The organism is Alphaproteobacteria bacterium (assembly GCA_018662925.1).
Lineage (GTDB): Bacteria > Pseudomonadota > Alphaproteobacteria > 16-39-46 > JABJFC01 > JABJFC01.
In genome coordinates this window covers 19,898-40,538 of sequence record JABJFC010000052.1, presented here as the reverse complement: position 1 = coordinate 40,538, position 20,641 = coordinate 19,898, and the positions used below count along the sequence as shown (strand labels likewise).

The following is a 20,641-nucleotide window of genomic DNA, read 5'->3' as shown; positions in this document are numbered from 1 at the left end:
TCAGAGATCAGGGATCAGAGATCGGAATTCAGAGAGCAGAGATTGGAGTTCTGAGGCCACACACGACGGCGTCTTCCCTGCCATTAGATCCAAAACCGTCTTCCCGACCATTAGGTCCAAAACCGTCTTCCCGACCATTAGGTCCAAAACCGTCTTCCCGGCCATTAGGTCCAAAACCGTCTTCCCGGCCATTAGGAATTCTAGGAGTGCGATTAAGCACGAATTAGTATTCCTTATGAGCGCGGGATCCAGTTTATATCCTCGTTTGTGGCAAGCTTTTTTCTGGATCTCGCGATACCAAGCCCCTCTATGACTCATCGGCTTAAGACGCCGATTCGTCAAGAGTGCCTAAAGGTTCCGAGATGACGGACCCTCTGTGTGTCTTTCACCCTGAGACATCTGACCACAAACCGTCTTCCCGGCCATTAGGAATTCTTGGAGTGCAATAAGCACGACTTAGAATTTCTTATGAGCGCGGGATCCAGTCGAGCAGCGGTCGTTGATTAGGAAGCAGAAATATCATGTCGAAGCATCGCGTAGACGAATCTAAAAATCACGTAAATTTAACATCCAATATTAAATTTACGTGATTTTAAAAACTAGTAACCTTTAAATTCAATGGATTAACAAAACTGCCCCTGACAGCGGCAAAATGAATCTAAATATGCGAGCCAACCCTCTTATCGGACAACCAGTTTGTTAACGAAGTTGGTCATATCATGTGTTTGCGACATAATTGGCAAAGAATTTGCCTTTAAATCATATATAGCGTAGCATAACCCCAACTTTGAATTGATTGGGAGAGTGAAAATGCCAAAGACGGAAACGAAGGGCGCATTGTGGATTCTGTATCCTTCCATTGTTTGCGCCATATGTGTGATTGGGCTTTGAATATCTGGAAGCTTTTTTATCTATGGTGTACTAGAGGCCAGTTTTCCTTCTTATACGATTAGTTCCTACGAATATTCAAGCTTTAGGGATGACGAAGCATTTTTGGATTCTAAAAAACATACAGTTAAGGATGAGAGAGTTTTGCCGAAGGAATATCTCCAACTTTCCCAGGAACAACTAACGGCCAAACGTTTGCGCGCACGGGCCATGGCCTTTTCTGAAGAAAGCAGGGGAGGCATTCGGACAATGCTCATCAATTCTCCCTTCATCCTCTTGAGTCTCATCTTTTTCGGCATCCACTGGCGGATCTATAGGCGCGTTTTGGGGAGAGACTAAACAAACCCCAGCCATTCTTCTTCTGTCAACACTCTCACACCCAGTTCTGTGGCCTTTTTGGCTTTGCTACCGGGGTCTGCACCGACGACCACATAATCGGTATTTTTGGAGACGGAACCAACCACTTTGGCACCGAGGGATTCGGCACGGGCCTTGGCTTCGGGGCGGGACATTTTCGTGAGAGTGCCTGTGAAGACAATGGACTTGCCCGAAAGGGGTGAGTCAGAAGTTTGAAGTTCCTCCGCATCTTGGATGGCCAGGAGGGATGACAGATCTTGAAGGATTTCTTGGTTATGGGGTTCGTCCATGAAATCAATAAGCGCCTCTGCCATGCGTGGGCCAATGCCGTCCAGACTCACCAAGTCTTCATAGGCGGGGTGGTCGTGGTCTTTGGCATCTGAAATGGCCGTATGCCAGTTTTCATAAGATGTGTAATGGCGGGCCAACATTTTGCCAGTGACTTGCCCAATTTCAGGAATACCCAGGGCAAAGAGAAAACGACCGAGGGGAATATTGCGCTTTTCCTGAATGGCGGCAAATAGGTTTTGCGCCGATAATTTGCCCCAGCCTTCCCGATTTTGAAGGGGTGTCAGGCTTTGCTTGTTTTTTTCTTCCAGCCGAAATATATCGCCCGGCGTTTTGATCAGGCCCTCTTTCCAGAAGGCGATAATGTGTTTGGCCCCAAGGCCTTCTATGTCAAAGGCATCCCGGGACACAAAATGGCGGAGGCGCTCCACGGCTTGGGCAGGGCATATAAGACCGCCTGTGCAACGATGGGCAGCAAACCCTTCCTCTCGCACAGCATGACTGCCGCATTCTGGACAAACTTTGGGAAAATCGTAGGCTCGGCTGTCTTTGGGTCTCTTTTCAGTTATGACAGAAACTACTTGGGGAATCACGTCGCCGGCCCGCTGGACAATAATCGTATCTCCAATGCGAACATCTTTGCGGTGGATTTCTTCCTCGTTATGTAGGGTAGCTCGAGAAACTACCACACCGCCGACTGTAACGGGCTTTAGATGGGCCACTGGGGTCAGGACTCCTGTGCGCCCCACTTGAAGCTGAATATCTTCCAGGACTGTTTGAGCCTGTTCTGCCGGAAACTTGTGGGCAATGGCCCAACGAGGAGAGCGGGCCGCTGTTCCTAGCCGGTGTTGCCAGTCCAGCCGATTGATTTTGTAAACGGCGCCATCAATATCATAGGGCAGGTGAGGGCGCTCTTCCTGGAGTTTGTCATAAAATTCAAGGATGGCGTTTTCAGACGACAGCAATTTCTTATGAGTATTGACCGAAAATCCGCATTCTTCTAGAAACACCAACACCTCCCAGTGGTTCTTGAAATTCTTCTCATCGCATTCTAAGGCATAGGCAAAGAAATGAACCTTGCGCTTTGCTGTGATGCTGGGATCCAGTTGTCGCAAAGACCCCGAGGCCGCATTGCGTGGATTGGCAAACACCGATCCTCCAGTTTCTTCTCGACTTTTATTCAGGGCATTAAAGTCATCGTGGCGCATATAGACTTCGCCCCGCACTTCCAAGGATTTTGGCACCGAAGAGGCCTTTAGCTTATGAGGAACGCCTGAGACAACCTTAAGGTTTTCTGTAATTTCTTCACCTACTTGACCGTCTCCTCTTGTAGCCCCCAGAACTAACTGGCCATTTTCATAAAGGAGCGTGGAAGACAGCCCATCAATTTTTGGCTCGCCAACCACATCAATGGGTTCCTGGGAAGAGAGAGACAAAAAGCGACGCACCCGGCCAAAAAAGTCTTCGATATCTATTTTTTCGAAGGCATTATCTAATGAAAGCATGGCCGTCTTGTGCTTAACCTTTTTGAAACCCTTGGCGGCAATGTGGCCCACTTTTTTACTGGGGCTGTCATTTCGAATCAAATCGGGAAAGAGTGTTTCGATTTGACCATTGCGAAGGCGCAGCGCATCGTAGTCGGCATCGGAAATCTCTGGAGCACTATGCTCGTAATATAGTTTGTCGTGATGGCCGATTTCGTGGGACAGATTCTTGAGTTCTTCTCGAGCTTCTTCCTGGGTGAGCTGGTTGGGTTGAATCTCGCGGAGTGTATCAAAAAGGGGCATGCTGGATCCTCACGATGCCTTTGCCATGAGGCGAGAGGCAGCGGCTCGGGCTTCATCGGTTATTTCGGTCCCAGCCAGCATGCGGGCTACTTCTTCCTGGGCGGTCTGTAGATTTAATTTTTCAACAGACGTCGTTATGCCCCCTGCTTTTTGGGATTTTTCCACCCGCCAATGATGGTCGGCCAGGGCGGCAACTTGGGGCGCGTGGGTAATGGTTAAGATTTGCAGACCGTCCTGAGAAAGCCTATGCAAGCGTTCCCCAACGGCCGTGGCGACGGCACCACCTAAGCCAGCATCAATTTCATCGAAGACGATGCTAGCGAGGGTGTTTGACTGAGAGAGAGCCACTTTGAGCGCCAACATGAATCGAGATCGCTCACCACCCGACGCAATTTTTTTAAGGGCCCCAGGAATGCCTCCGTTGGGGGCTACTTGGAATTCGATTCGATCGATCCCGGTGGCCGACCAGTGCTCTTCGGGCAACTGAACACATTCCACATTGAAAAGAGCTCGTTCCATTTTGAGTGGGGGAAGTTCTTTCAGGACAGCATTGGACAAGTCTTTGGCTGCCTTTTGGCGGGCCTGGGAAAGTTTTTCTGCTTTGGATGCAAAGGCTTGCCTTGCGGCCGCCTCTTCTTTTTCAAGCTCTTGCAGGCGGGCATCGTGATTCACTATTAAGTCCAGCTCTTCCAGGAGAGCATTAAGTTTCTCGGCCAGTTCGTCAACGGCACAGTCGTGCTTTCTGGCCAAAGATCTCAACAAATGGAGGCGCTCTTCTGTTTCTTCCAGATGGCTTTGATCAAAAGCATCCTCGCCCTCCGCATTTTCTAAAAGGGCGGTGGCTTCTGACAGTTCCAGGGCGGCTCGGTCCAGGGCTTCCATGACGGGTGTGAGCTTAATGGGGGCATATTCTTGGACGGTGGCCAGACTGCGATGGGCTGTGATTAAGGCCGTCGCAATATTTGTCGGCTCGTTAAGGTTTTGGCTGGCATTGGCCATGGCTTCTTTCAATTTGCCATGGTGCATCATTTCAGACCGAGCTTGAGCAAGGGTTTCTTCTTCGCCGGCCTGGGGGTCGAGGGCTTCCAATTCCTGAATATAGTGCTTTAAGAGTTCTTCCTTTTCCTGGGAAGAACAATGCGTTGTGCGTGCCTGTTCCAATCGTTCTCGTGCCGCTTTCCATGCATCAAAAGACGCAGAAACCTGAATGCGTTGGGAAGTGAGATGGGCGTAGGCATCCAAAAAGTCTCGATGGTGGGAGGATTCTAAAAGTCTATCAAATTGGCCATGTATTTCGATAAGCGTTTCGGCTACCTGTTTTAGGAGAGCTAAGCTGACAGGTTCATCATTGATGAAAACGCGATTTTTGCCATCCCGACTGAGGAGCCTTCTTAGGATCAGAGTATCATTTTCCGAGAGGCCATGTTCCTTTAAAAGTGTTCGCGCCGGATGATCTGTTGGGGGGTCAAACTCGGCTGTTACAATGGCTTGATCCGATCCGTGGGAAATAAGGGACAGATCTCCCCGGGTGCCCAATGTGAGGCTCAGGGCATCCAATAGGATGGATTTTCCGGCACCAGTTTCTCCGGTCAGAATGCAGAGTCCCTTTTCAAAGGTCAGATCGAGGCGATCAATGAGGACAATGTTTCGGATGGAGAGGCTTTTGAGCATGAATGACAAATCGCAATTAAAAATTCCTGGGCAAGTAGGCCAAATGTAATGGGTAGTGCCTAAAATGAGAAGCCTTATTTTTCATAAAACAACGTAAAGAGATTGGAGGTGAAATAAAATTTACTTAATCAGATTTAAGTCTGGCGGATGATATTCACTGGGGCAACTCACAGATGAGACATATGTACGTAAGGAGATGGGTTTTGAGAATATGCGAATAGGTTTGGAGTGAAGCAAAAAACTGGACTTAAACATGTTTCAGAATGTTCAGTTGTTTGAAATTTGAGAGCAATTATCTAAAACTAAAGATTAACTATCTAAGGCGAGGTGCTTTTGTATTCATGGTGCCTATGAAGGAAAATCTAGGTTGAGGATTCTCATTGGCGTTAACCTCTGCAAAAAACATGGCTTTTGGTCTTACCCACAAACCGTAATCAGCATATAACGCCCTATACACGACCATTTCTTCTAAAGTTTCAGAATGGCGGCAAAGTCCTATTACCTCGTAAGTCTTTCCTTTGTAGTGCTTGTAGAGACCTAGCTTGATCTCTTGTTCGGAATGCTGAGTCACTTTAAAAAACTCCTAAATTAATCATAAGAAACTACAGGATATACATCTTTAAACAACCTACATTGAACTCTTCTAACGGAAAGATAGAACTTCTTCAAGAAGTCTAAACAATATGTGCTGCATACGAATGATTGCAAGCCTCCGCGGGGAAAGGATGGATTTGATATAGCGACGCCCTTATGCCCTAAAGCGCGATACCTTAGGGCAGATAAGTCAAATTGGGAGGCTTAAATATGAAGAAAACAGTCACACACCTCAAAAAAATGAGCAAGAAAGATCCCAATTGCTCTCTATATCGGTGCCACCTCTTAGTGAACTATTTATGATTATTTCACTGGTGTACGTACGACACGAGGCTTCCAGTATCCACTTTTAGCTTTTGTACAGTTTTTATCGGTGTACTCTTTGCATTCCTTCATTCTATAATGAAAATGATTCATAGGGTCTTGTTTATTACCCTCTGGAACATAAACTCTATAAACTTCATGACATTTATCATAACATGCACCAGTCCATTTGCATAAATTTCTTGCAAGGTGATCACCAGGTGTTGCACCCTTTTTCACATGTTCCGCCCAGCCATCATATTCAGTGAAATTATCATCACAGGATTTTGCTAGCGCCTTCTGATCAGCAGTTAACACAGGTGACTTACTATTCGCAGAATCTGACCAGCTCACAGATACCAATATAGCGGCAACTGAAGCCATTAAAGTTTTCTTAAACATGACCTTTCTCCCATTTAATTCGTAATTTCCTCCACAGTAAGAACCCAGCAACCAAACTCATATGCAAAAAAGCTCAATTTCTGAGTGTGTTACTTCTATTCTCTTCCGATTATATCAAATTCAGGGGAAAAATGCAATTTATTGGCATGAAATGAGGGCCAAGAAACATGCTCAAATCCAGGCAGGAAGCGACTTACGGTTCCTTCAGGTTTTAAGCTTGGGGTATGTTCAACCAAATATCTTTATTCGCCGGTATGAAATACCTTTATTCGCCGATATGAAATGCCGAAATTGCCGTTTCTTTTGGCGGGCACTTCCTAGGAAATGCCTTTGTCTCAATCTTCGGCTATCTCTTCGTCAATGCCTGGCTCATCCATCTCATCTAGATCAATGGCAGGTTCATCGCTGACTTCCAGTTCGTCAACTTCGGCCTCATCGGCTTCAGATTCATCAAATTCGGTTTCATCACTGGCTTCCAGCTCGTCAGCTTCACCTTTGTCAGCTATATTTTCCTCAGCCTCATCATCCTTAGCTTCACCTTCGTCGTCTACGGCTTCCTCACTCTTGTCAGCTTCATCATCCTTAGAGTCATCTGCGTCGTCCTCAGCGCTTTGATCATCAGCTTCGGCTTCATGGGCGGGCTCTTCTGTGGCGAATTCTGGCTTCGCCACATGGGCTGCAGCCTTTGCTTGATCTTCTTTTAGTGTGGCGTCATCTTTGGCGGCCTCTTCAGAGACTGCCTCATCAGACTCATCATCCTCATGGGGGATGGCTCTTTGGATGGGCTTTAGATCATCTTTCGCCAAGAGAGCCAATGTATCCGCTGTCCACTGGTTCCGGGGGAAGTTATGCTTTAGGACCGAAGCCGTTGCCAGGGCTTCATCCTTGATGCCAATGGTAAGGTAAGATTCTACCATTCTGTGGAGGGCCTCTGGAATATGGTTAGTGGTTTGAAATTTATCCAGGACTTTCTTAAACCGGTTTAGGGCCGCGATCGACAGGTGTTGTGATTGGTAAAAGCGGCCAATTTCCATTTCCTTTCCGGCCAAGTGATCCCGAGTGAGATCTAACTTATACTTGGCATCTTTTGCATATTTTGTGTTGGGATAGCGCCGCAAGAGTTCCTCGAAGGTAACCATGGCCAGTTCGGTCATTTTTTGGTCTCGGTCAACGGTGGAGATTTGTTCGTAATAGGAAAGAGCCAACAGATAGTAGGCGTAGGCAATATTCTCATTGCCAGGGTGGAGTTCGATAAATGTCTCTAGGCCTTCGATGGCATCTTCGTACTTTTGGGCCTCATAATAGGAGTAAGCAGACATAATTTGCGCCTTGATGGCCCATTGGGAGTAGGGGTGTTGACGCTCAACTTCGTTAAATGATTTCGCGGCTTTTACAAAATCACGGTTTTTCATTTCGACGTAAGCTTTGTTGTAGAGTTCTTCAACGGGGCGTTCCACATACTCGTCATCTTTTGAATCAGAACACCCATTCAAAATGCCCAGTGCAAGGACAGCAACATAAAGAAATTTGATATCTTTAAAATGAAAATGTTTCTTAGCCATTCGTACTCTCAACTCCATTTATCCCATTACAAATCGCCTTCCCCAACCCTAAGGAGGCATCCTTCATTTATTTCCTTATAAAGGGATTAAGCAGAAACAGCAACTCTTTCGGTCGGAAAAGCTACGGGGAGGAATTGCTCCACGGAACCGGCTTCTTCAGCCAAAGTTACCCAGGTATAGGCATCGTTATCGGCGAAGAGATCTTTGAGAACAAGATGATTCAAAGTGTGCCCTGAGCAATAGCCTTTAAACCTGCCTATAACGGGGCCACCAGCAAGATATAGATCTCCCAAGGCATCTAAAGCCTTATGACGTACAAATTCATCGTCATACCGGAGGCCTTCTTTATTCATAATTTCGGAGCCATTGAAAACAACCGTATTATTAAGGGATCCTCCTAAGGCAAGTCCTGCTTTTCGCAGCGTCTCAACTTCATCGATGAATCCAATAGTACGGGCGCGAGATAGGTCCCGTTTAAAGTGCTGAGGATTGTTTTTAAAGGTGATTTTTTTCGTGTTTTTCCAAAAGCGCTTTAAAGTGGCCTCAAAAGTCATGGAAAAACTATCAGCAGGGCGAAGCGATACTTTAGCTGAATCCGATGAGATTTCCATAGGCTTAAGGATCTTTAAATATTTTCGGTAAGCATCTTGCTCGAGAGTTCCGGCACATTCAATCAAAAGGACGAAAGGATGAGAGCTGCCATCCATAATAGGAACTTCGGAGCCGTCAATATCCACATAGGCATTGTCGATTCCAGCGCCGGCAAAAGCGGCCATGAGATGTTCAACGGTGCTTACGCTAATGTTTTTGGAAAGTCCGATCTTTGTGCAGCGCGTTGTGTCAATAACATACTTATGATTGGCTGGGATTTCGGGACGTCCTTCAAGATCCGTCCTGACGAAAACAATTCCCATATCTGACGGCGCTGGGCGCAATGTAATAGAGACGGATTCACCAGAATGAATGCCAACGCCACTACAACCCATAGCGTTTTTCAAAGTTTTCTGATAGAGTCCAGAATTATCTTTCTCGAAACCAAACATATTATAAAAATCTCTCATATGAGCGTGAAACTTTAGATCTACTTACACTCTAAGCCACCTCTTGTCCCATTAAAAATCAAACATTATTACCGTTTGTTACAGAAAGGAAACATTGTTTGATTTTGGGGCTGGATTTCGGGCGAACACTTGAGCAAAACCCCAAAAAAGTAAAATATAATTTATTATATGGGAAAATATGACTTGAAAATAAAATATATTTTACTATAATAAAAGAATCTTGGAAAAAATAAAAGATTTTTTACTATGGCAAATCTTCTTTGGGGGAAAGTTTTTTATAAAGATCATTTTGCAGGGTTTTTGCGTGAAGAGCCTGGAGAGAGGATTTCGTTTGCCTATGATGAAAATTACTTGGATTCAGGCCAGCCTGAGATAGCGTATACTCTACCGCTGCGGAAAGAGCCTTTTATTTCAGCCCACGGATTGCTCGCGTTTTTTGATAATTTAGTTGCAGAAGGTTGGCTTGAAAATGCCCAAAGCCGTCTTTTGGGCAAAAGAGCTGTTTCTCGTTTTGAGCTGTTGCTTGCATTTGGAAGCGATTGTGCGGGGGCTGTGTCTGTTCTTGATCCTGAGCCTAATAAATTAAGTGGAAAGTTTATGGATACTGATAATCCAAAAGAGTTGGCAGTTATGAATGGACGCGCTTCTCTTTCAGGTGTGCAACCTAAATTGGCGATTGTTGAAAGGGGGGGCGTATTTTTTCCTGCAAAAATTGGAGAGCTTAGTACCCATATCGCTAAATTTCCTTCATCCCATCATGAGGATTTGGTAATAAATGAATACCTGACAACTTTGGCCTTTAAGACTCTTATGCCTAAAGAGGAAGTAGTTGACCTACATATGAAGGCCATACATGGCTTCGAGGAACAAGCTCTTATCATTAAGCGTTTCGATAGGGCAGAGAACGGAGAGAGGATCCACTTCGAAGAATTTAACCAATTGCTGGGAAATAATTCACTTCAGAAGTATGATGGTAACTACAAACAGATGGCTGACTTTATCAGAAATCTTAAAGAAGAGAACAGATTGGATCTATATAAGTTGTTCAAGCGGATTATCGCGGGGTTTCTTTTGGGGAATACAGACATGCACTTAAAAAACTTTGCGATGATATACAGAGAAAAGTTTATGCAACTTGTTCCAGTTTATGATGAAGTTTGCTCAACGTTGTATGGATACAAAACATTGGCTCTTTCTTTAGGAGGGGCCAAAGATATGGAGTTGGGAAGCCTAAAACCTAAACACATCATCGCGCTGGGGCAGGAGTTTGATGTTCCGGATGAGGCCATAAAAATGGCGGTAGATCAGCTAAAGGAAAATCTTGAAGCTGCGAAAACAGCAATCGCTTCCGCGCGTGTAGAAGCGCCCTTTTTGAAAAACACACTCATAGAAACGATAGAGAAACGATGGAACGGAACCTTTGCCTTAATTGGCAAGAGCTTGTCAAAGAGGCCGTAAGACGCCGAAAAAAGCAAAAGCTGACGCAAAAAGAGTTAGCAGCGCTTGCTCAGTTGAGTTTACCAACTCTAATCGCTTTTGAACAAGGCAAAACAAGCATCACAGTTGCAAATGCATTAAAGATCCTAAGGTGGTTAGGGCCTGCTTGATGCGTTAAATTATTTTCGTTGTAGAACAATGTATACGGGTTGTGATTGAGGTGAGCAATGGAAAATGCTGCTAGCAGACGTATCATCACAAAAAATAAAACACGGTCATTGTGAAAAGATTTTTGAATTTTTTTCGTCCAAAACTCATATAAACTTGACGTTTGCTAAAATTTCCTTTCATAATGAAGGCAATAATAAAAATGTGGGGTCTTCCGGGGTGGTAATTTCCGCAAAGTTCGAAATCAAGTATCTGCAGTTTTTGAACCCCGACGGTGAAGTTGTTACTAAACTTCCGACTTTTGCATCTGATGCCAAAAAGCTTATTCCATTGTATGAAGGCATGGTACTTACGCGCACATATGACGCTAAGGCTGTGGCCCTTCAACGCACAGGGCGACTGGGAACATTTGCTTCTTCATTGGGACAAGAGGCCGTCAGTGTTGGTCTTGCCAGTGCTATGAAATCGGATGATGTATTGGTGCCTTCCTTTCGTGAGCAAGGTGCCTATATATGGCGCGGCGTTGGGATGGCTCAAATGCTCCAATACTGGGGTGGAGATGAATTTGGCAACCAACTTGCTCCGGATATAGAAGACTGTCCACCGAGTATTCCCATTGGAACACAGGGGACTCATGGCACAGGAATTGCCCATGCCATCAAGTTGCGCGGCGAAAAGCGTGCCGTTGTTTGTGTCTTTGGGGATGGGGCCACTTCCAAAGGGGAAATCTATGAGGCCATGAATCTGGCTGGTGCTTGGAAATTGCCCATCGTGTTTGTTATCAATAACAACCAATGGGCCATCTCGGTGCCTCGTGATGCTCAGTCGGCAACGGAAACCCTTGCCCAAAAAGGCATCGGGGCTGGGATCCCCAGTCTGCAGGTTGATGGCAATGATGTTATCGCCGTGAAGTATGCTGTGGAAGAAGCGCTGAACCGGGCTCGCAAAGGGGAGGGTGCCAGTGTAATCGAGGCCGTTACCTATCGTATGACCGATCATACAACGGCTGACGATGCAACGCGGTATCGCGAGGAAAAAGAAGTCTCGGCCCAGTGGAAGCAAGATCCTATTACCCGATTGCGCACCTATCTGGGCAACGAGGGTGCTTGGACCAAAAAGGATGAAGAACGACTTACAAGTGAAACGCGTCAAAAGGTGGAGGAGGCTGCAGAAAGTTATTTAGCCCTTCCTGATCCTGATCCATCTTCCATGTTTGATTATCTTTATGAAACGTTGCCAGACGCTTATGTTTCCCAGCGGGATGATCTGTTGGGGAGAAGCAAAAAATGAGTGAAGTGACACTTGTGGAAGCTGTCCAAATGGCTCTCAATAAGGCCATGGAAATGGATGAAAAAGTGATCGTTTTGGGGCAAGATGTTGGCCCCGATGGTGGTGTTTTTCGAGCGACCGATGGGTTACATGAGAAATTTGGCACCGATCGCGTTTTTGATACCCCCTTGGCCGAAGCCATGATTGCAGGACATGCGGTTGGGATGGCCATTCAGGGTTTTCGTCCCGTGGCAGAGATTCAGTTTATGGGATTCATTTATCCCACCATCGATCAGATGCTGAATCATGCGGCGCGCTTTAGAAATCGAACTCGGGGTAGATTCACGTGTCCAATGGTTTTGCGGGCTCCTTTTGGCGGTGGCATTCATGCCCCAGAACATCATTCGGAAAGTACCGAAGCCCTTTTTGCTCACATGCCAGGGTTGCGGGTCGTTATCCCGTCTACACCACAACAGGCATATGGGTTGTTACTAGCGTCCATTTGGGATCCAGATCCGGTGGTATTTTTAGAGCCCAAACGAATATATCGGGCCCCCAAAGAGCAAATAGATGATGATGGGAAAGCTCTGCCGTTGGATAAGTGTTTTTTCCTAAAGGAGGGCAGTGATGTCACGTTCGTAACGTGGGGAGCCATGACTGTTGAGGTTCTGGAGGCTGCTATGCTTTTAGAATCAGAGGGCATTTCGGCGGAGGTGATCACGCCTGGGACCATCAAGCCCATGGATATGGAAACGATTCTTCAATCTGTGGAAAAAACTGGACGTTGTGTCATTATTCACGAAGCAGCTTTAACAGGTGGGGTTGGGGCTGAAATTGCGGCGCAATTGGCTGAGAAGGCGCTTTTATCTTTACTAGCCCCTGTGCAACGGGTGGCGGGGTATGATACGGTGATGCCACTTCCTAAACTGGAGAAGCTATACATACCCAGCGCGGAACGTATCGTTGAAGCTGCAAGAAAAGTCATAGAATACACATGAAAAAATTTAATCTACCCGATTTAGGTGAAGGCCTTCAGGAGGTCGAAATAATTTCGTGGAGGGTGGCCCCCGGAGACAACGTGGTGGCGGACCAGCCCCTCCTTTCTGTGGAAACCGATAAGGCCGTCGTGGAAGTCCCTGCGCCCTATTCGGGCCGTATTGCTAAGCTTCATGGCGAAGCCGGAGATGTGGTCAAAGTAGGCTCGATTCTTGTTGAGTATGAAGAAGGAGAAGCATCGGATTCTGGGGCGATTGTTGGCGAAATTCCCAAAGAGGAAGAGACCGTAGAAACTGGTCCCAAAGATGAAAAGCTCTCTGGGGCGGGACCAAAAAAACCGCTGCCCAAGCACAAACCTCACCCGGGGCACAAGGCGCTCCCGGCGGTTCGTGAACTGGCCAAGAGCTTAGGCGTCGATTTAGCAAAAGCGACGCCATCGGGGCCTGAGGGAAATATTACAAAGCAAGATGTAGAGGCAGCGGCGGCGGGTCAGGGAGAAAGTACATATGAACCTCTTCGGGGCGTCCGAAAAGCCATGGTTAAGCATATGGAAAAGGCCCACAGAGAAGTGGTGCCTGCCGGTGTTTCAGATGAGGCTGATGTGGATGCTTGGATCAAAGAAGGCGATCCTACGGTCAGGCTTGTACGCGCCATTGTTGCTGGATGTAAGAGTGAGCCAGGCATGAATGCATGGTTTCAAAAGGAAGGGCGGCGCCTTTTCAAAGAGGTAAATCTGGGGATTGCTGTCGACACGAAAGAGGGATTGTTTGTCCCCGTTTTGAGGGAAGCAGGGTCTTTGGCTGCTAAAGAAGTGCGTCAAAAAATTGATGAATTAGTTGCTGGAATTCAGGACAGATCGTTACCGCCAGAACTGTTACATGGAGAGAGCATAAGCCTTTCCAATTTTGGCGCTATTGGTGGCCGTTATGGCAATATGATTGTGAATCCACCGCAGGTTGCTATTGTGGGTGCGGGCCGGGTATACGAAAAGGTTGTGGCCGTAGAAGGCAAGCCAGAGATTCGTCATGTTATGCCCATGTCTCTTACCTTTGATCACCGAGCCGTGACGGGGGGAGAGGCCGCTCGATTTATGAAGGCGATTATCCAAGATCTGGAGTTAGATCAATGAAGCTGATTGTCCGTGGAAACGGCATTGGGGCAACTCAAGGAACGGCCCAATGGGGAAAACATGTATTTCCTTGTGCCCTGGGGCGGTCTGGTATTCAGCCTAAGGTTAAAGAGTGGGATGGGACGACACCCATCGGGGATTTTCCTTTTCGAAAAGTGTATGCGCGAAAAGACAAAATCTCGCTTCCAAAAACAAAATTGCCTCTTATTGTGACGGAAGAAAACATGGGGTGGTGTGATGATGCGGGCGACAAAGAAAATTACAATCGTCCCGTAGAACTGCCATACAACAAAAGCCATGAGAAGCTCTGGCGGGATGATGATCTCTACGATGTGGTTCTAGTCATTGGTCACAATGATGATCCCCCTTGCCCTGGACTGGGAAGTGCCATATTTATTCATGTGGCGCGGGAGGGATTTTCCCCTACCGAGGGTTGTATTGCTTTTAAGTTAGAGGATTTGCAGATGATTTTAGAAACGGCGACGCAAGAGACAATCGTTGAGATTCGCCCGTGAGTCAGGGGGATTCCACTCAAAAAGCATTATTAGGTGTTCAGCAATCCCTCTTGGGAAAGCAGTGGGTATTAAGCGAAGGAAACGATCGACTTGGAATGGCTTTTTCCCAGCGATTGGGAATCCCGGAAATTGTGGGGCGCATTTTATCTTCTCGAGGGGTGCAATCAGATAAAGCGGCCGAGAATTTCCTGGAGCCCACATTGCGGGATTCTTTGCCTGATCCCTCTCACTTAAAGGATATGGACAAGGCAACGGATCGCATTTGTCAGGCCATTGAGACGGGTGAAACAATGGCTGTTTTTGGGGACTATGACGTGGATGGAGCCACTTCATCAGCCCTTCTAAAAAGATACTTTGACGCCTTGGGGAGTGCCCTCCGGATTTATATTCCCGATCGGATAAAAGAAGGCTATGGCCCCAATGTGAAGGCTTTTCAGACCCTTAAATCAGAGGGGGCATCTCTTGTCATTACGGTGGACTGTGGCACGACGGCCTTTGACGCGCTGGAAGGGGCACAAGAGATGGGTCTGGATGTGATCGTCATGGATCACCATGTTGCCGAGTCCAAATTACCATCGGCAGTAGCTGTGGTTAATCCCAATCGTTTGGATCAGGATAGCTCGGGAAAGTCTGTTGCCGCAGTTGGCCTTTGCTTTTTGCTGTGCGTGTCTTTGAATCGGGCCCTGCGAAATCGAGGTTTTTTCAAAGATCGTTCCGAGCCTGATCTAAAGCAGTTCTTGGACTTAGTGGCCTTGGGGACAGTTTGTGATGTGGTGTCTTTATCTGGACTCAATCGTGCCTATGTGTCTCAAGGGCTGAAAGTTATGGCTAATCGGCGCAATACGGGACTATCAGTTTTGGGAGAGGTTGCTGGACTTTCTGAGAGGCCTGAAGCGTACCATGCTGGTTTTGTATTGGGCCCCCGTATTAATGCTGGCGGGCGTGTGGGAGAATCCAGTTTGGGGGGGCGCCTTTTGTCCAGCGATGATCCCCATGAGGCGAAGATAATTTCTTTACGCCTTAACGAGCTCAATAAAGAGCGTCAAGAAATAGAAGCACGTGTTTTGCAAGAGGCTACAGAACAGGTGGAGAGCAGGGGGAAGGACCTGCCGCCATTTCTTCTATTGTCCCAAGAGGGCTGGCATCCAGGTGTTATTGGCATTGTGGCGGGGAGACTAAAGGATCGATACCATCGGCCCGTTGGCGTGGTGGCCATAGATGATGAGGGTGTGGGTAAGGGCTCGGGTCGTTCGGTTTCAGGGGTGGATTTAGGAACAGCTATTCATGGCGCTCGACAATCGGGGCTTTTGACGGCAGGAGGAGGCCACGCAATGGCGGCGGGATTTACAGTTTCTGCTGATGCACTTTCTCAATTCGAAGCTTTTATGATTGAGCGCGTTGCGCAACAAATGAAAGAGTCTGACTATACCCCCAAGTTGATGGTTGAGGGGATTTTGACACCGGCTGGTGCAAGTAAAGATTTTATCCAAGTTCTGAGTCAACTGGCTCCGTTTGGCATGGGAAACCCGACGCCTCGGTTTGTTTTCCCCAATGTGAAAGTAATCAATGCTTCTATTGTGGGCAATGACCATATTCGTTGTTTGATTCAAGGGGAAGATGGGAAGAGTCTAGCTGCCATTGCCTTTCGTTCAGTGGAGACACCCTTGGGGGATGTTCTTCTTTCCAAACAACGGACCCTGTTGCATTTGGCGGGGACGCTTCGCGTTGACTCTTGGCAGGGAAGGGAGACGGTTAAGCTGACCATTGAAGATGGGGCGAACGTTTAAAAAAAGATCACCTGGGATGATTTATCAGGAATAATCCTATTTCAACATATCGGAGAACTTTTTGATATACATGCTCGGGGTTCCTAGCATTTTTTTCAGAGCACGTCTTTCCATAGCATAATGGCTGGATCCATAAACAACGAGAACGCGATCATACTTATTGAGTGTCTTCGCAATGGTAGAAATGATATTGGCTTCACGCACTGTGTTCACATGCCCGGAAACATTTTGAATAAATGTTGCCTCAGGACCTACATCTGGCATATACGTTTCTTCGCTAACATTACTAGTCTCAAAGCTTTCTTGGGAGTTGTCTTCGAACCATGTGAGGAAAGATGCGTATGTAAAGTCATTTGACTTCACGCCTAGGTTACGAAGATCTCTTTCCTTGGAGGCTTGAAAGAGATCCATAAGATTTTTCTCTGTTGTTTGGACGGATCTGATTTCTTGGGGGATTTTTCGGACAAAGTTAAACCCCATATAATCCTCGGGGTCATAGCCTAAGGTTTCCAGATAGTCCCATTCTTCTTTTGGAAGAGGATCTCCTCCAATGAATGGAATCCCCAAGAGATTTGCCAGGTGGACGGCATAGAAAATTTCGCCACAGTTGAATCCTCCTTTTTGATCCCAGCATTTTTTTGTTTCTTTCAGAAAATCTTTTGGCGAAAGGCCTGCTTTCTCGGGATACCCCTCAATAATAATAATGTCAGGCTTAAATCGTTGAATGGCTTCTTTTATAAGGAGGAAGGTTTGGGTCGATAGCTCTTTTCGATGAGAGGTGCCCACATACCCTAAATATTTTTGGCCATCATGAAACAAGGCCAAAAAGGGTGGCGGCACCAGTGCTTCTCCAGTTGCGATAGGGCTGTTTGGTTCGAACCGCCAATGGGGAATCAGGGAAGGATCTGCTGTATATGTCTTTTGAGCGAGTGCATTTTGGGAGGGGTAGTAGAAAGCGATGATCGCAAGAACGCCCATAAAAAACTTTAAAGAGTTTCTGGGAAGGAATTCTTTGTATGAGTCAGCTTCTCGAGCAGATACGCATCTCATATTTGTCACCAAGTTATTCTGTATTATGTTGACCACAATTCTTAGATTCATAATCTTATTAGGTAATTTAAAATACGCAACCCCTGTTACGCGAATCAATGTGAAATTGCACAGATTCTATAGGTTTTTTTTCCATCTTAAAACTGGATTTCGAGCCGCTTTTGTCTCATCCAGACGTTTGCGAGGAGTATGCACAGGGGCTTCTTGAAAGAGAGTTTTATTCCCTTTCTTAGCCTCATGGGTCAGATATTTGAGTGTATCAATGAATTGATCTAGCGTTTGTTTGCTTTCCGTCTCGGTAGGCTCAATCAAAAAGGCCCCACTGACGATGAGGGGGAAGTACATGGTCATGGGGTGAAAGCCTTCATCAATTAGAGCCTTGGCCATGTCCAGTGTCGTAACGCCAGTTCCCTTTAGGAATTTGTCATCAAAGAGGCACTCGTGCATACAAGTGCCCTTATAGGCAGGCGTCATGGTATCTTTCAGCTTGGCCAGGATATAATTGGCAGATAAGACTGCATCTTCTGATACTTGCTTTAGGCCATCGGCACCGTGGCTCAGCATATAGGCCAGGGCCCGGATAAACATTCCCATCTGTCCGTGGAATCCTTTGAGGCGGCCAAGGGTTTTTTGGGTGCTTTCCGAAATCGTTTCTACCAATTTCAGTCCATCTTTTCCCTTTGAAAGGTAGGGTACGGGGACAAATGGGGCTAATGAATCAGCGAAAACCACCGGTCCACTTCCAGGGCCGCCCCCTCCATGGGGTGTTGAAAAAGTCTTGTGAAGATTGATATGCATGCAGTCGATGCCCAGATCTCCTGGGCGAACTTTGCCCATGATGGCATTGAAATTGGCACCATCACAGTAAAAATAGGCACCAGCCTCATGGACTGCCTTGGAAATCTCGAGAATATCCTTTTCAAAGAGGCCACAGGTGTTTGGGTTGGTTAACATGAGAGCCGCCACATCGGGCCCTAATTTCGCTTTTAGATCGGTGACATCCAAAAGACCGTCGTTGGTGGATTTGACCGTGTCTACACTATAGCCGCAGAAAATGGCGGTGGCGGGATTGGTTCCATGGGCTGAATCGGCCACCAGGATTCGAGAGCGTTTTTCCCCATCTGCATCAAGGGCGGCTTTGATGGCCATAATTCCGCACAACTCTCCGTGCGCCCCAGCGCCTGGGGAAAGGGCGACGGCAGACATTCCTGTCAGGGTCATAAGCCAGTGGCTTAGAGCGTCCATAAGGCCTAGAGCCCCTTGGACTGTCTCAAAGGGCTGAAGGGGATGGAGAGCGGTGAAACCTGGATTGCGAGCAATCTTTTCATTGAGGCGCGGGTTGTGTTTCATTGTGCATGAACCCAAAGGATAAAATCCAGCATCAATGCTATAGTTCTTTTGGCTTAGCCGTGTGAAGTGGCGGACGACTTGGGGTTCTGAAAGCCCTGGTAGTCCTATTTTTTCTGAGCGCTCAAGGGACCCCAAACGCCTTTTCTTCTCCAACGGCTTTGTCCAATCTACACCCGAAAGGCCAGGATCGTCTAACTCGAACAAGAGGGGCTCTTCCATCTGGAGCCCCTTGTTCCCGGTGAATGTGCTTTCTTTCTGGGCAGGAGAGGGTGTTTTTTTTGCTGCTTCCATTATAGCGCCTCCTGTAAAACGACCTTTAATCTAGCAACAAGTTTATCCTGATCCGCTTCAGTTGTCAGTTCTGTGGCAGCCACAAGCAAATATGGGGCCAGCTCTTTTTTCTCTGGGTAAAGTCTGGAGAGAGGAACGCCCGCCAAAAGGCCCTTAGAAAGGAGTTTTTTCATTACTAGGTCTGCATTTTTGGGCAGCTTAAGCGTGAATTCGTTAAAAAAAGTATCATTCACGACGGTGACTTGGGGAATTTTTTCCAATTTCTCGGCCAGTTGGACAGCATTTGCATGATTCACATCCCCTAGCCGCCGAAATCCTTTTTCTCCCAAAAGGGCAAGATGAATGGTAAAGGCGAGTGCGCAAAGTCCTGAGTTGGTGCAAATGTTGCTGGTGGCGCGCTCACGGCGGATGTGTTGCTCGCGCGCTGCCAGGGTCAGAACCCATCCTCTTTTTCCATCACTATCGACAGTTTGGCCCGAGATTCTACCTGGCATATGGCGAACATATTTGTCTCGGGTGGCCATAAGACCCAAGTAGGGACCACCATAATTAAGGGGATTTCCCAAAGACTGGCCCTCTGCGACAACAATATCGGCTCCCATACTGCCGGGTGATTTAAGTTTACTGAGGGATATGACTTCGGTCACGACGACAGCTAATAGAACGCCGTGCTCGTGACATTTTTTTGAGAGATCTGACAGATCATAAAGCTGCCCAAACAGGCTGGGGTTTTGAATGATACAGCATGAGTAAGTGTCATCAATTTTGGAGAGTAAGTCTTCTTCGTTCTCTATGTTTGGTTCTAAGGTTTCTACATCAAACTCGGCGAAGTGGGCATAGGTATTAACAGCATCGGTATAGTGGGGATGTAGACCCCCAGAAATTAGGACTTTATTTCGCTTAGTGATCCGATTTGCCATGAGAGCCGCTTCGGCCGTTCCAGAGGCCCCGTCGTAGAGTGACGCGTTGGCTACGTCCATTCCTGTCAAAAGGGCTACCTGGGTTTGGAATTCAAAAAGATATTGGAGAGTGCCTTGGGAAACTTCTGGCTGGTACGGCGTATAGGATGTGAGAAATTCTCCCCGCTGTATGAGAGAGTCTACTGCGGCAGGCAGGTGATGGCGATAGGCACCGGCTCCCAAGAAGCTGGTCAGCGTTTTTGTTGTTTGGTTGGCATTGGCAAAGGTATCCAAATAGTTCTCGACTTCCCACTCCCCCATATGCCCTGGAAGATCCAACAGTTTTTTCAGTTGGACGTTTTGTGGAACATCACGAAAGAGATCTTCTACAGAGTTTACACCGATGGCTTCCAGCATTTCTTGCCGATCATTTTGGGTCAAAGCCAAATAGCGCATTAGGATAGATCCTCTACGAATTTCTCGTAAGCAGAAGTATCCATGAGTGTCTCCAATTCTTTGGGATCAGACAGTTTAATTTTAATAAACCAGCCCTCTTTAAGAGGGGACTCGTTGACTTTTTCAGGGGTCTCTTCCAATTGAGCATTTACCACGAGGACTTCCCCACTCACAGGTGAGTAGACTTCGCTGGCTGCTTTCACTGATTCGACCACCGCCACTTCTTCCCCCCTTTTGACCGTTTGTCCCGTGTTGGGAAAATCGACGAAAACCACATCTCCTAGTTGCTCTTGGGCATAGGAGGTGATGCCAACTGTTCCCACATCTGATGATCCTTGGTCTAAACGGATCCACTCATGTTGCTTTGAAAATTTTTCCATA

At 46.9% G+C, this 20,641-nt stretch carries 19 protein-coding genes; 8 read left to right on the top strand and 11 right to left on the bottom strand.

The window, feature by feature from the left end:
- Entirely contained in the window at positions 1 to 192 is a 192-nt protein-coding gene (locus HOL16_04060) for a hypothetical protein (GenBank protein MBT5389869.1), read from the bottom strand.
- A gap of 801 nt (positions 193 to 993) precedes the next feature.
- Between HOL16_04060 and HOL16_04055 the strand changes: the two genes are divergently transcribed.
- Complete coding sequence (locus HOL16_04055) at positions 994 to 1,227, top strand: hypothetical protein (GenBank protein MBT5389868.1); 234 nt, start codon at positions 994 to 996, stop codon at positions 1,225 to 1,227.
- Here HOL16_04055 and ligA read toward each other — a convergent pair.
- The 6 genes from ligA to HOL16_04025 form a co-directional block, all read right to left on the bottom strand.
- Complete coding sequence (gene ligA, locus HOL16_04050) at positions 1,224 to 3,320, bottom strand: NAD-dependent DNA ligase LigA (GenBank protein MBT5389867.1); 2,097 nt, start codon at positions 3,318 to 3,320, stop codon at positions 1,224 to 1,226. The genes HOL16_04055 and ligA overlap by 4 nt on opposite strands.
- Before the next feature lie 9 nt (positions 3,321 to 3,329).
- Complete coding sequence (gene recN, locus HOL16_04045) at positions 3,330 to 4,991, bottom strand: DNA repair protein RecN (protein ID MBT5389866.1); 1,662 nt, start codon at positions 4,989 to 4,991, stop codon at positions 3,330 to 3,332.
- 313 nt (positions 4,992 to 5,304) lie between these two features.
- Positions 5,305 to 5,562, bottom strand: a complete 258-nt coding sequence (locus tag HOL16_04040; protein ID MBT5389865.1) for a DUF1653 domain-containing protein — start codon at positions 5,560 to 5,562, stop codon at positions 5,305 to 5,307.
- A gap of 326 nt (positions 5,563 to 5,888) precedes the next feature.
- Complete coding sequence (locus HOL16_04035) at positions 5,889 to 6,290, bottom strand: hypothetical protein (protein ID MBT5389864.1); 402 nt, start codon at positions 6,288 to 6,290, stop codon at positions 5,889 to 5,891.
- Positions 6,291 to 6,625: 335 nt separating this feature from the next.
- Positions 6,626 to 7,852, bottom strand: a complete 1,227-nt coding sequence (gene bamD, locus HOL16_04030) for an outer membrane protein assembly factor BamD (GenBank protein ID MBT5389863.1) — start codon at positions 7,850 to 7,852, stop codon at positions 6,626 to 6,628.
- Positions 7,853 to 7,938: 86 nt separating this feature from the next.
- Complete coding sequence (locus HOL16_04025; GenBank protein MBT5389862.1) at positions 7,939 to 8,895, bottom strand: UDP-3-O-acyl-N-acetylglucosamine deacetylase; 957 nt, start codon at positions 8,893 to 8,895, stop codon at positions 7,939 to 7,941.
- A gap of 264 nt (positions 8,896 to 9,159) precedes the next feature.
- On the opposite strand from HOL16_04025, the gene HOL16_04020 reads away from it, so the two are divergent.
- From HOL16_04020 to recJ, 7 genes are all read left to right on the top strand, one after another.
- The gene (locus HOL16_04020; GenBank protein ID MBT5389861.1) at positions 9,160 to 10,371 is read left to right on the top strand and encodes a hypothetical protein; all 1,212 of its coding nucleotides are present in this window, start codon (positions 9,160 to 9,162) and stop codon (positions 10,369 to 10,371) included.
- On the top strand, positions 10,320 to 10,520 hold the full coding sequence (locus HOL16_04015) for a helix-turn-helix transcriptional regulator (GenBank protein ID MBT5389860.1): 201 nt from the start codon (positions 10,320 to 10,322) through the stop codon (positions 10,518 to 10,520). Before HOL16_04020 ends, HOL16_04015 begins: the two co-directional genes overlap by 52 nt.
- Positions 10,521 to 10,737: 217 nt before the next feature.
- Positions 10,738 to 11,808 (top strand): pyruvate dehydrogenase (acetyl-transferring) E1 component subunit alpha, encoded by a 1,071-nt coding sequence (gene pdhA / locus HOL16_04010; protein ID MBT5389859.1) that lies wholly within the window; start codon positions 10,738 to 10,740, stop codon positions 11,806 to 11,808.
- Positions 11,805 to 12,785, top strand: a complete 981-nt coding sequence (locus HOL16_04005) for an alpha-ketoacid dehydrogenase subunit beta (protein MBT5389858.1) — start codon at positions 11,805 to 11,807, stop codon at positions 12,783 to 12,785. The genes pdhA and HOL16_04005 overlap by 4 nt, the downstream gene beginning before the upstream one ends.
- Positions 12,782 to 13,912: a 2-oxo acid dehydrogenase subunit E2 gene (locus HOL16_04000; protein MBT5389857.1), complete on the top strand. Its 1,131-nt coding sequence runs from the start codon at positions 12,782 to 12,784 to the stop codon at positions 13,910 to 13,912. Before HOL16_04005 ends, HOL16_04000 begins: the two co-directional genes overlap by 4 nt.
- Complete coding sequence (locus HOL16_03995; protein ID MBT5389856.1) at positions 13,909 to 14,427, top strand: L,D-transpeptidase family protein; 519 nt, start codon at positions 13,909 to 13,911, stop codon at positions 14,425 to 14,427. Before HOL16_04000 ends, HOL16_03995 begins: the two co-directional genes overlap by 4 nt.
- A 95-nt stretch (positions 14,428 to 14,522) precedes the next feature.
- On the top strand, positions 14,523 to 16,214 hold the full coding sequence (gene recJ / locus HOL16_03990) for a single-stranded-DNA-specific exonuclease RecJ (protein ID MBT5389855.1): 1,692 nt from the start codon (positions 14,523 to 14,525) through the stop codon (positions 16,212 to 16,214).
- Positions 16,215 to 16,250: 36 nt separating this feature from the next.
- Here recJ and HOL16_03985 read toward each other — a convergent pair whose 3' ends face one another.
- From HOL16_03985 to gcvH, 4 genes are all read right to left on the bottom strand, one after another.
- Complete coding sequence (locus HOL16_03985) at positions 16,251 to 17,264, bottom strand: hypothetical protein (GenBank protein ID MBT5389854.1); 1,014 nt, start codon at positions 17,262 to 17,264, stop codon at positions 16,251 to 16,253.
- Positions 17,265 to 17,381: 117 nt separating this feature from the next.
- Entirely contained in the window at positions 17,382 to 18,905 is a 1,524-nt protein-coding gene (gcvPB, locus tag HOL16_03980) for an aminomethyl-transferring glycine dehydrogenase subunit GcvPB (GenBank protein ID MBT5389853.1), read from the bottom strand.
- Positions 18,905 to 20,260, bottom strand: a complete 1,356-nt coding sequence (gcvPA, locus tag HOL16_03975) for an aminomethyl-transferring glycine dehydrogenase subunit GcvPA (protein MBT5389852.1) — start codon at positions 20,258 to 20,260, stop codon at positions 18,905 to 18,907. Before gcvPA ends, gcvPB begins: the two co-directional genes overlap by 1 nt.
- Positions 20,260 to 20,640 carry a glycine cleavage system protein GcvH gene (gcvH, locus tag HOL16_03970; protein MBT5389851.1) on the bottom strand — a complete coding sequence of 127 codons (381 nt, stop codon included), beginning with the start codon at positions 20,638 to 20,640 and terminating at the stop codon, positions 20,260 to 20,262. The genes gcvPA and gcvH overlap by 1 nt, the downstream gene beginning before the upstream one ends.
- Between the last annotated feature and the right edge of the window lies 1 nt (position 20,641).

Coding starts and splice junctions, on each gene's coding strand:
- HOL16_04060 (MBT5389869.1), bottom strand. CDS start 192: ATGGCCGGGAAGACGGTTTTGGACCTAATGGCCGGGAAGACGGTTTTG.
- ligA (MBT5389867.1), bottom strand. CDS start 3,320: ATGCCCCTTTTTGATACACTCCGCGAGATTCAACCCAACCAGCTCACC.
- recN (MBT5389866.1), bottom strand. CDS start 4,991: ATGCTCAAAAGCCTCTCCATCCGAAACATTGTCCTCATTGATCGCCTC.
- HOL16_04035 (MBT5389864.1), bottom strand. CDS start 6,290: ATGTTTAAGAAAACTTTAATGGCTTCAGTTGCCGCTATATTGGTATCT.
- bamD (MBT5389863.1), bottom strand. CDS start 7,852: ATGGCTAAGAAACATTTTCATTTTAAAGATATCAAATTTCTTTATGTT.
- HOL16_04025 (MBT5389862.1), bottom strand. CDS start 8,895: ATGTTTGGTTTCGAGAAAGATAATTCTGGACTCTATCAGAAAACTTTG.
- HOL16_04020 (MBT5389861.1), top strand. CDS start 9,160: ATGGCAAATCTTCTTTGGGGGAAAGTTTTTTATAAAGATCATTTTGCA.
- HOL16_04015 (MBT5389860.1), top strand. CDS start 10,320: ATGGAACGGAACCTTTGCCTTAATTGGCAAGAGCTTGTCAAAGAGGCC.
- HOL16_04005 (MBT5389858.1), top strand. CDS start 11,805: ATGAGTGAAGTGACACTTGTGGAAGCTGTCCAAATGGCTCTCAATAAG.
- HOL16_04000 (MBT5389857.1), top strand. CDS start 12,782: ATGAAAAAATTTAATCTACCCGATTTAGGTGAAGGCCTTCAGGAGGTC.
- HOL16_03995 (MBT5389856.1), top strand. CDS start 13,909: ATGAAGCTGATTGTCCGTGGAAACGGCATTGGGGCAACTCAAGGAACG.
- recJ (MBT5389855.1), top strand. CDS start 14,523: ATGGCTTTTTCCCAGCGATTGGGAATCCCGGAAATTGTGGGGCGCATT.
- HOL16_03985 (MBT5389854.1), bottom strand. CDS start 17,264: ATGAGATGCGTATCTGCTCGAGAAGCTGACTCATACAAAGAATTCCTT.
- gcvPB (MBT5389853.1), bottom strand. CDS start 18,905: ATGGAAGCAGCAAAAAAAACACCCTCTCCTGCCCAGAAAGAAAGCACA.
- gcvPA (MBT5389852.1), bottom strand. CDS start 20,260: ATGCGCTATTTGGCTTTGACCCAAAATGATCGGCAAGAAATGCTGGAA.
- gcvH (MBT5389851.1), bottom strand. CDS start 20,640: ATGGAAAAATTTTCAAAGCAACATGAGTGGATCCGTTTAGACCAAGGA.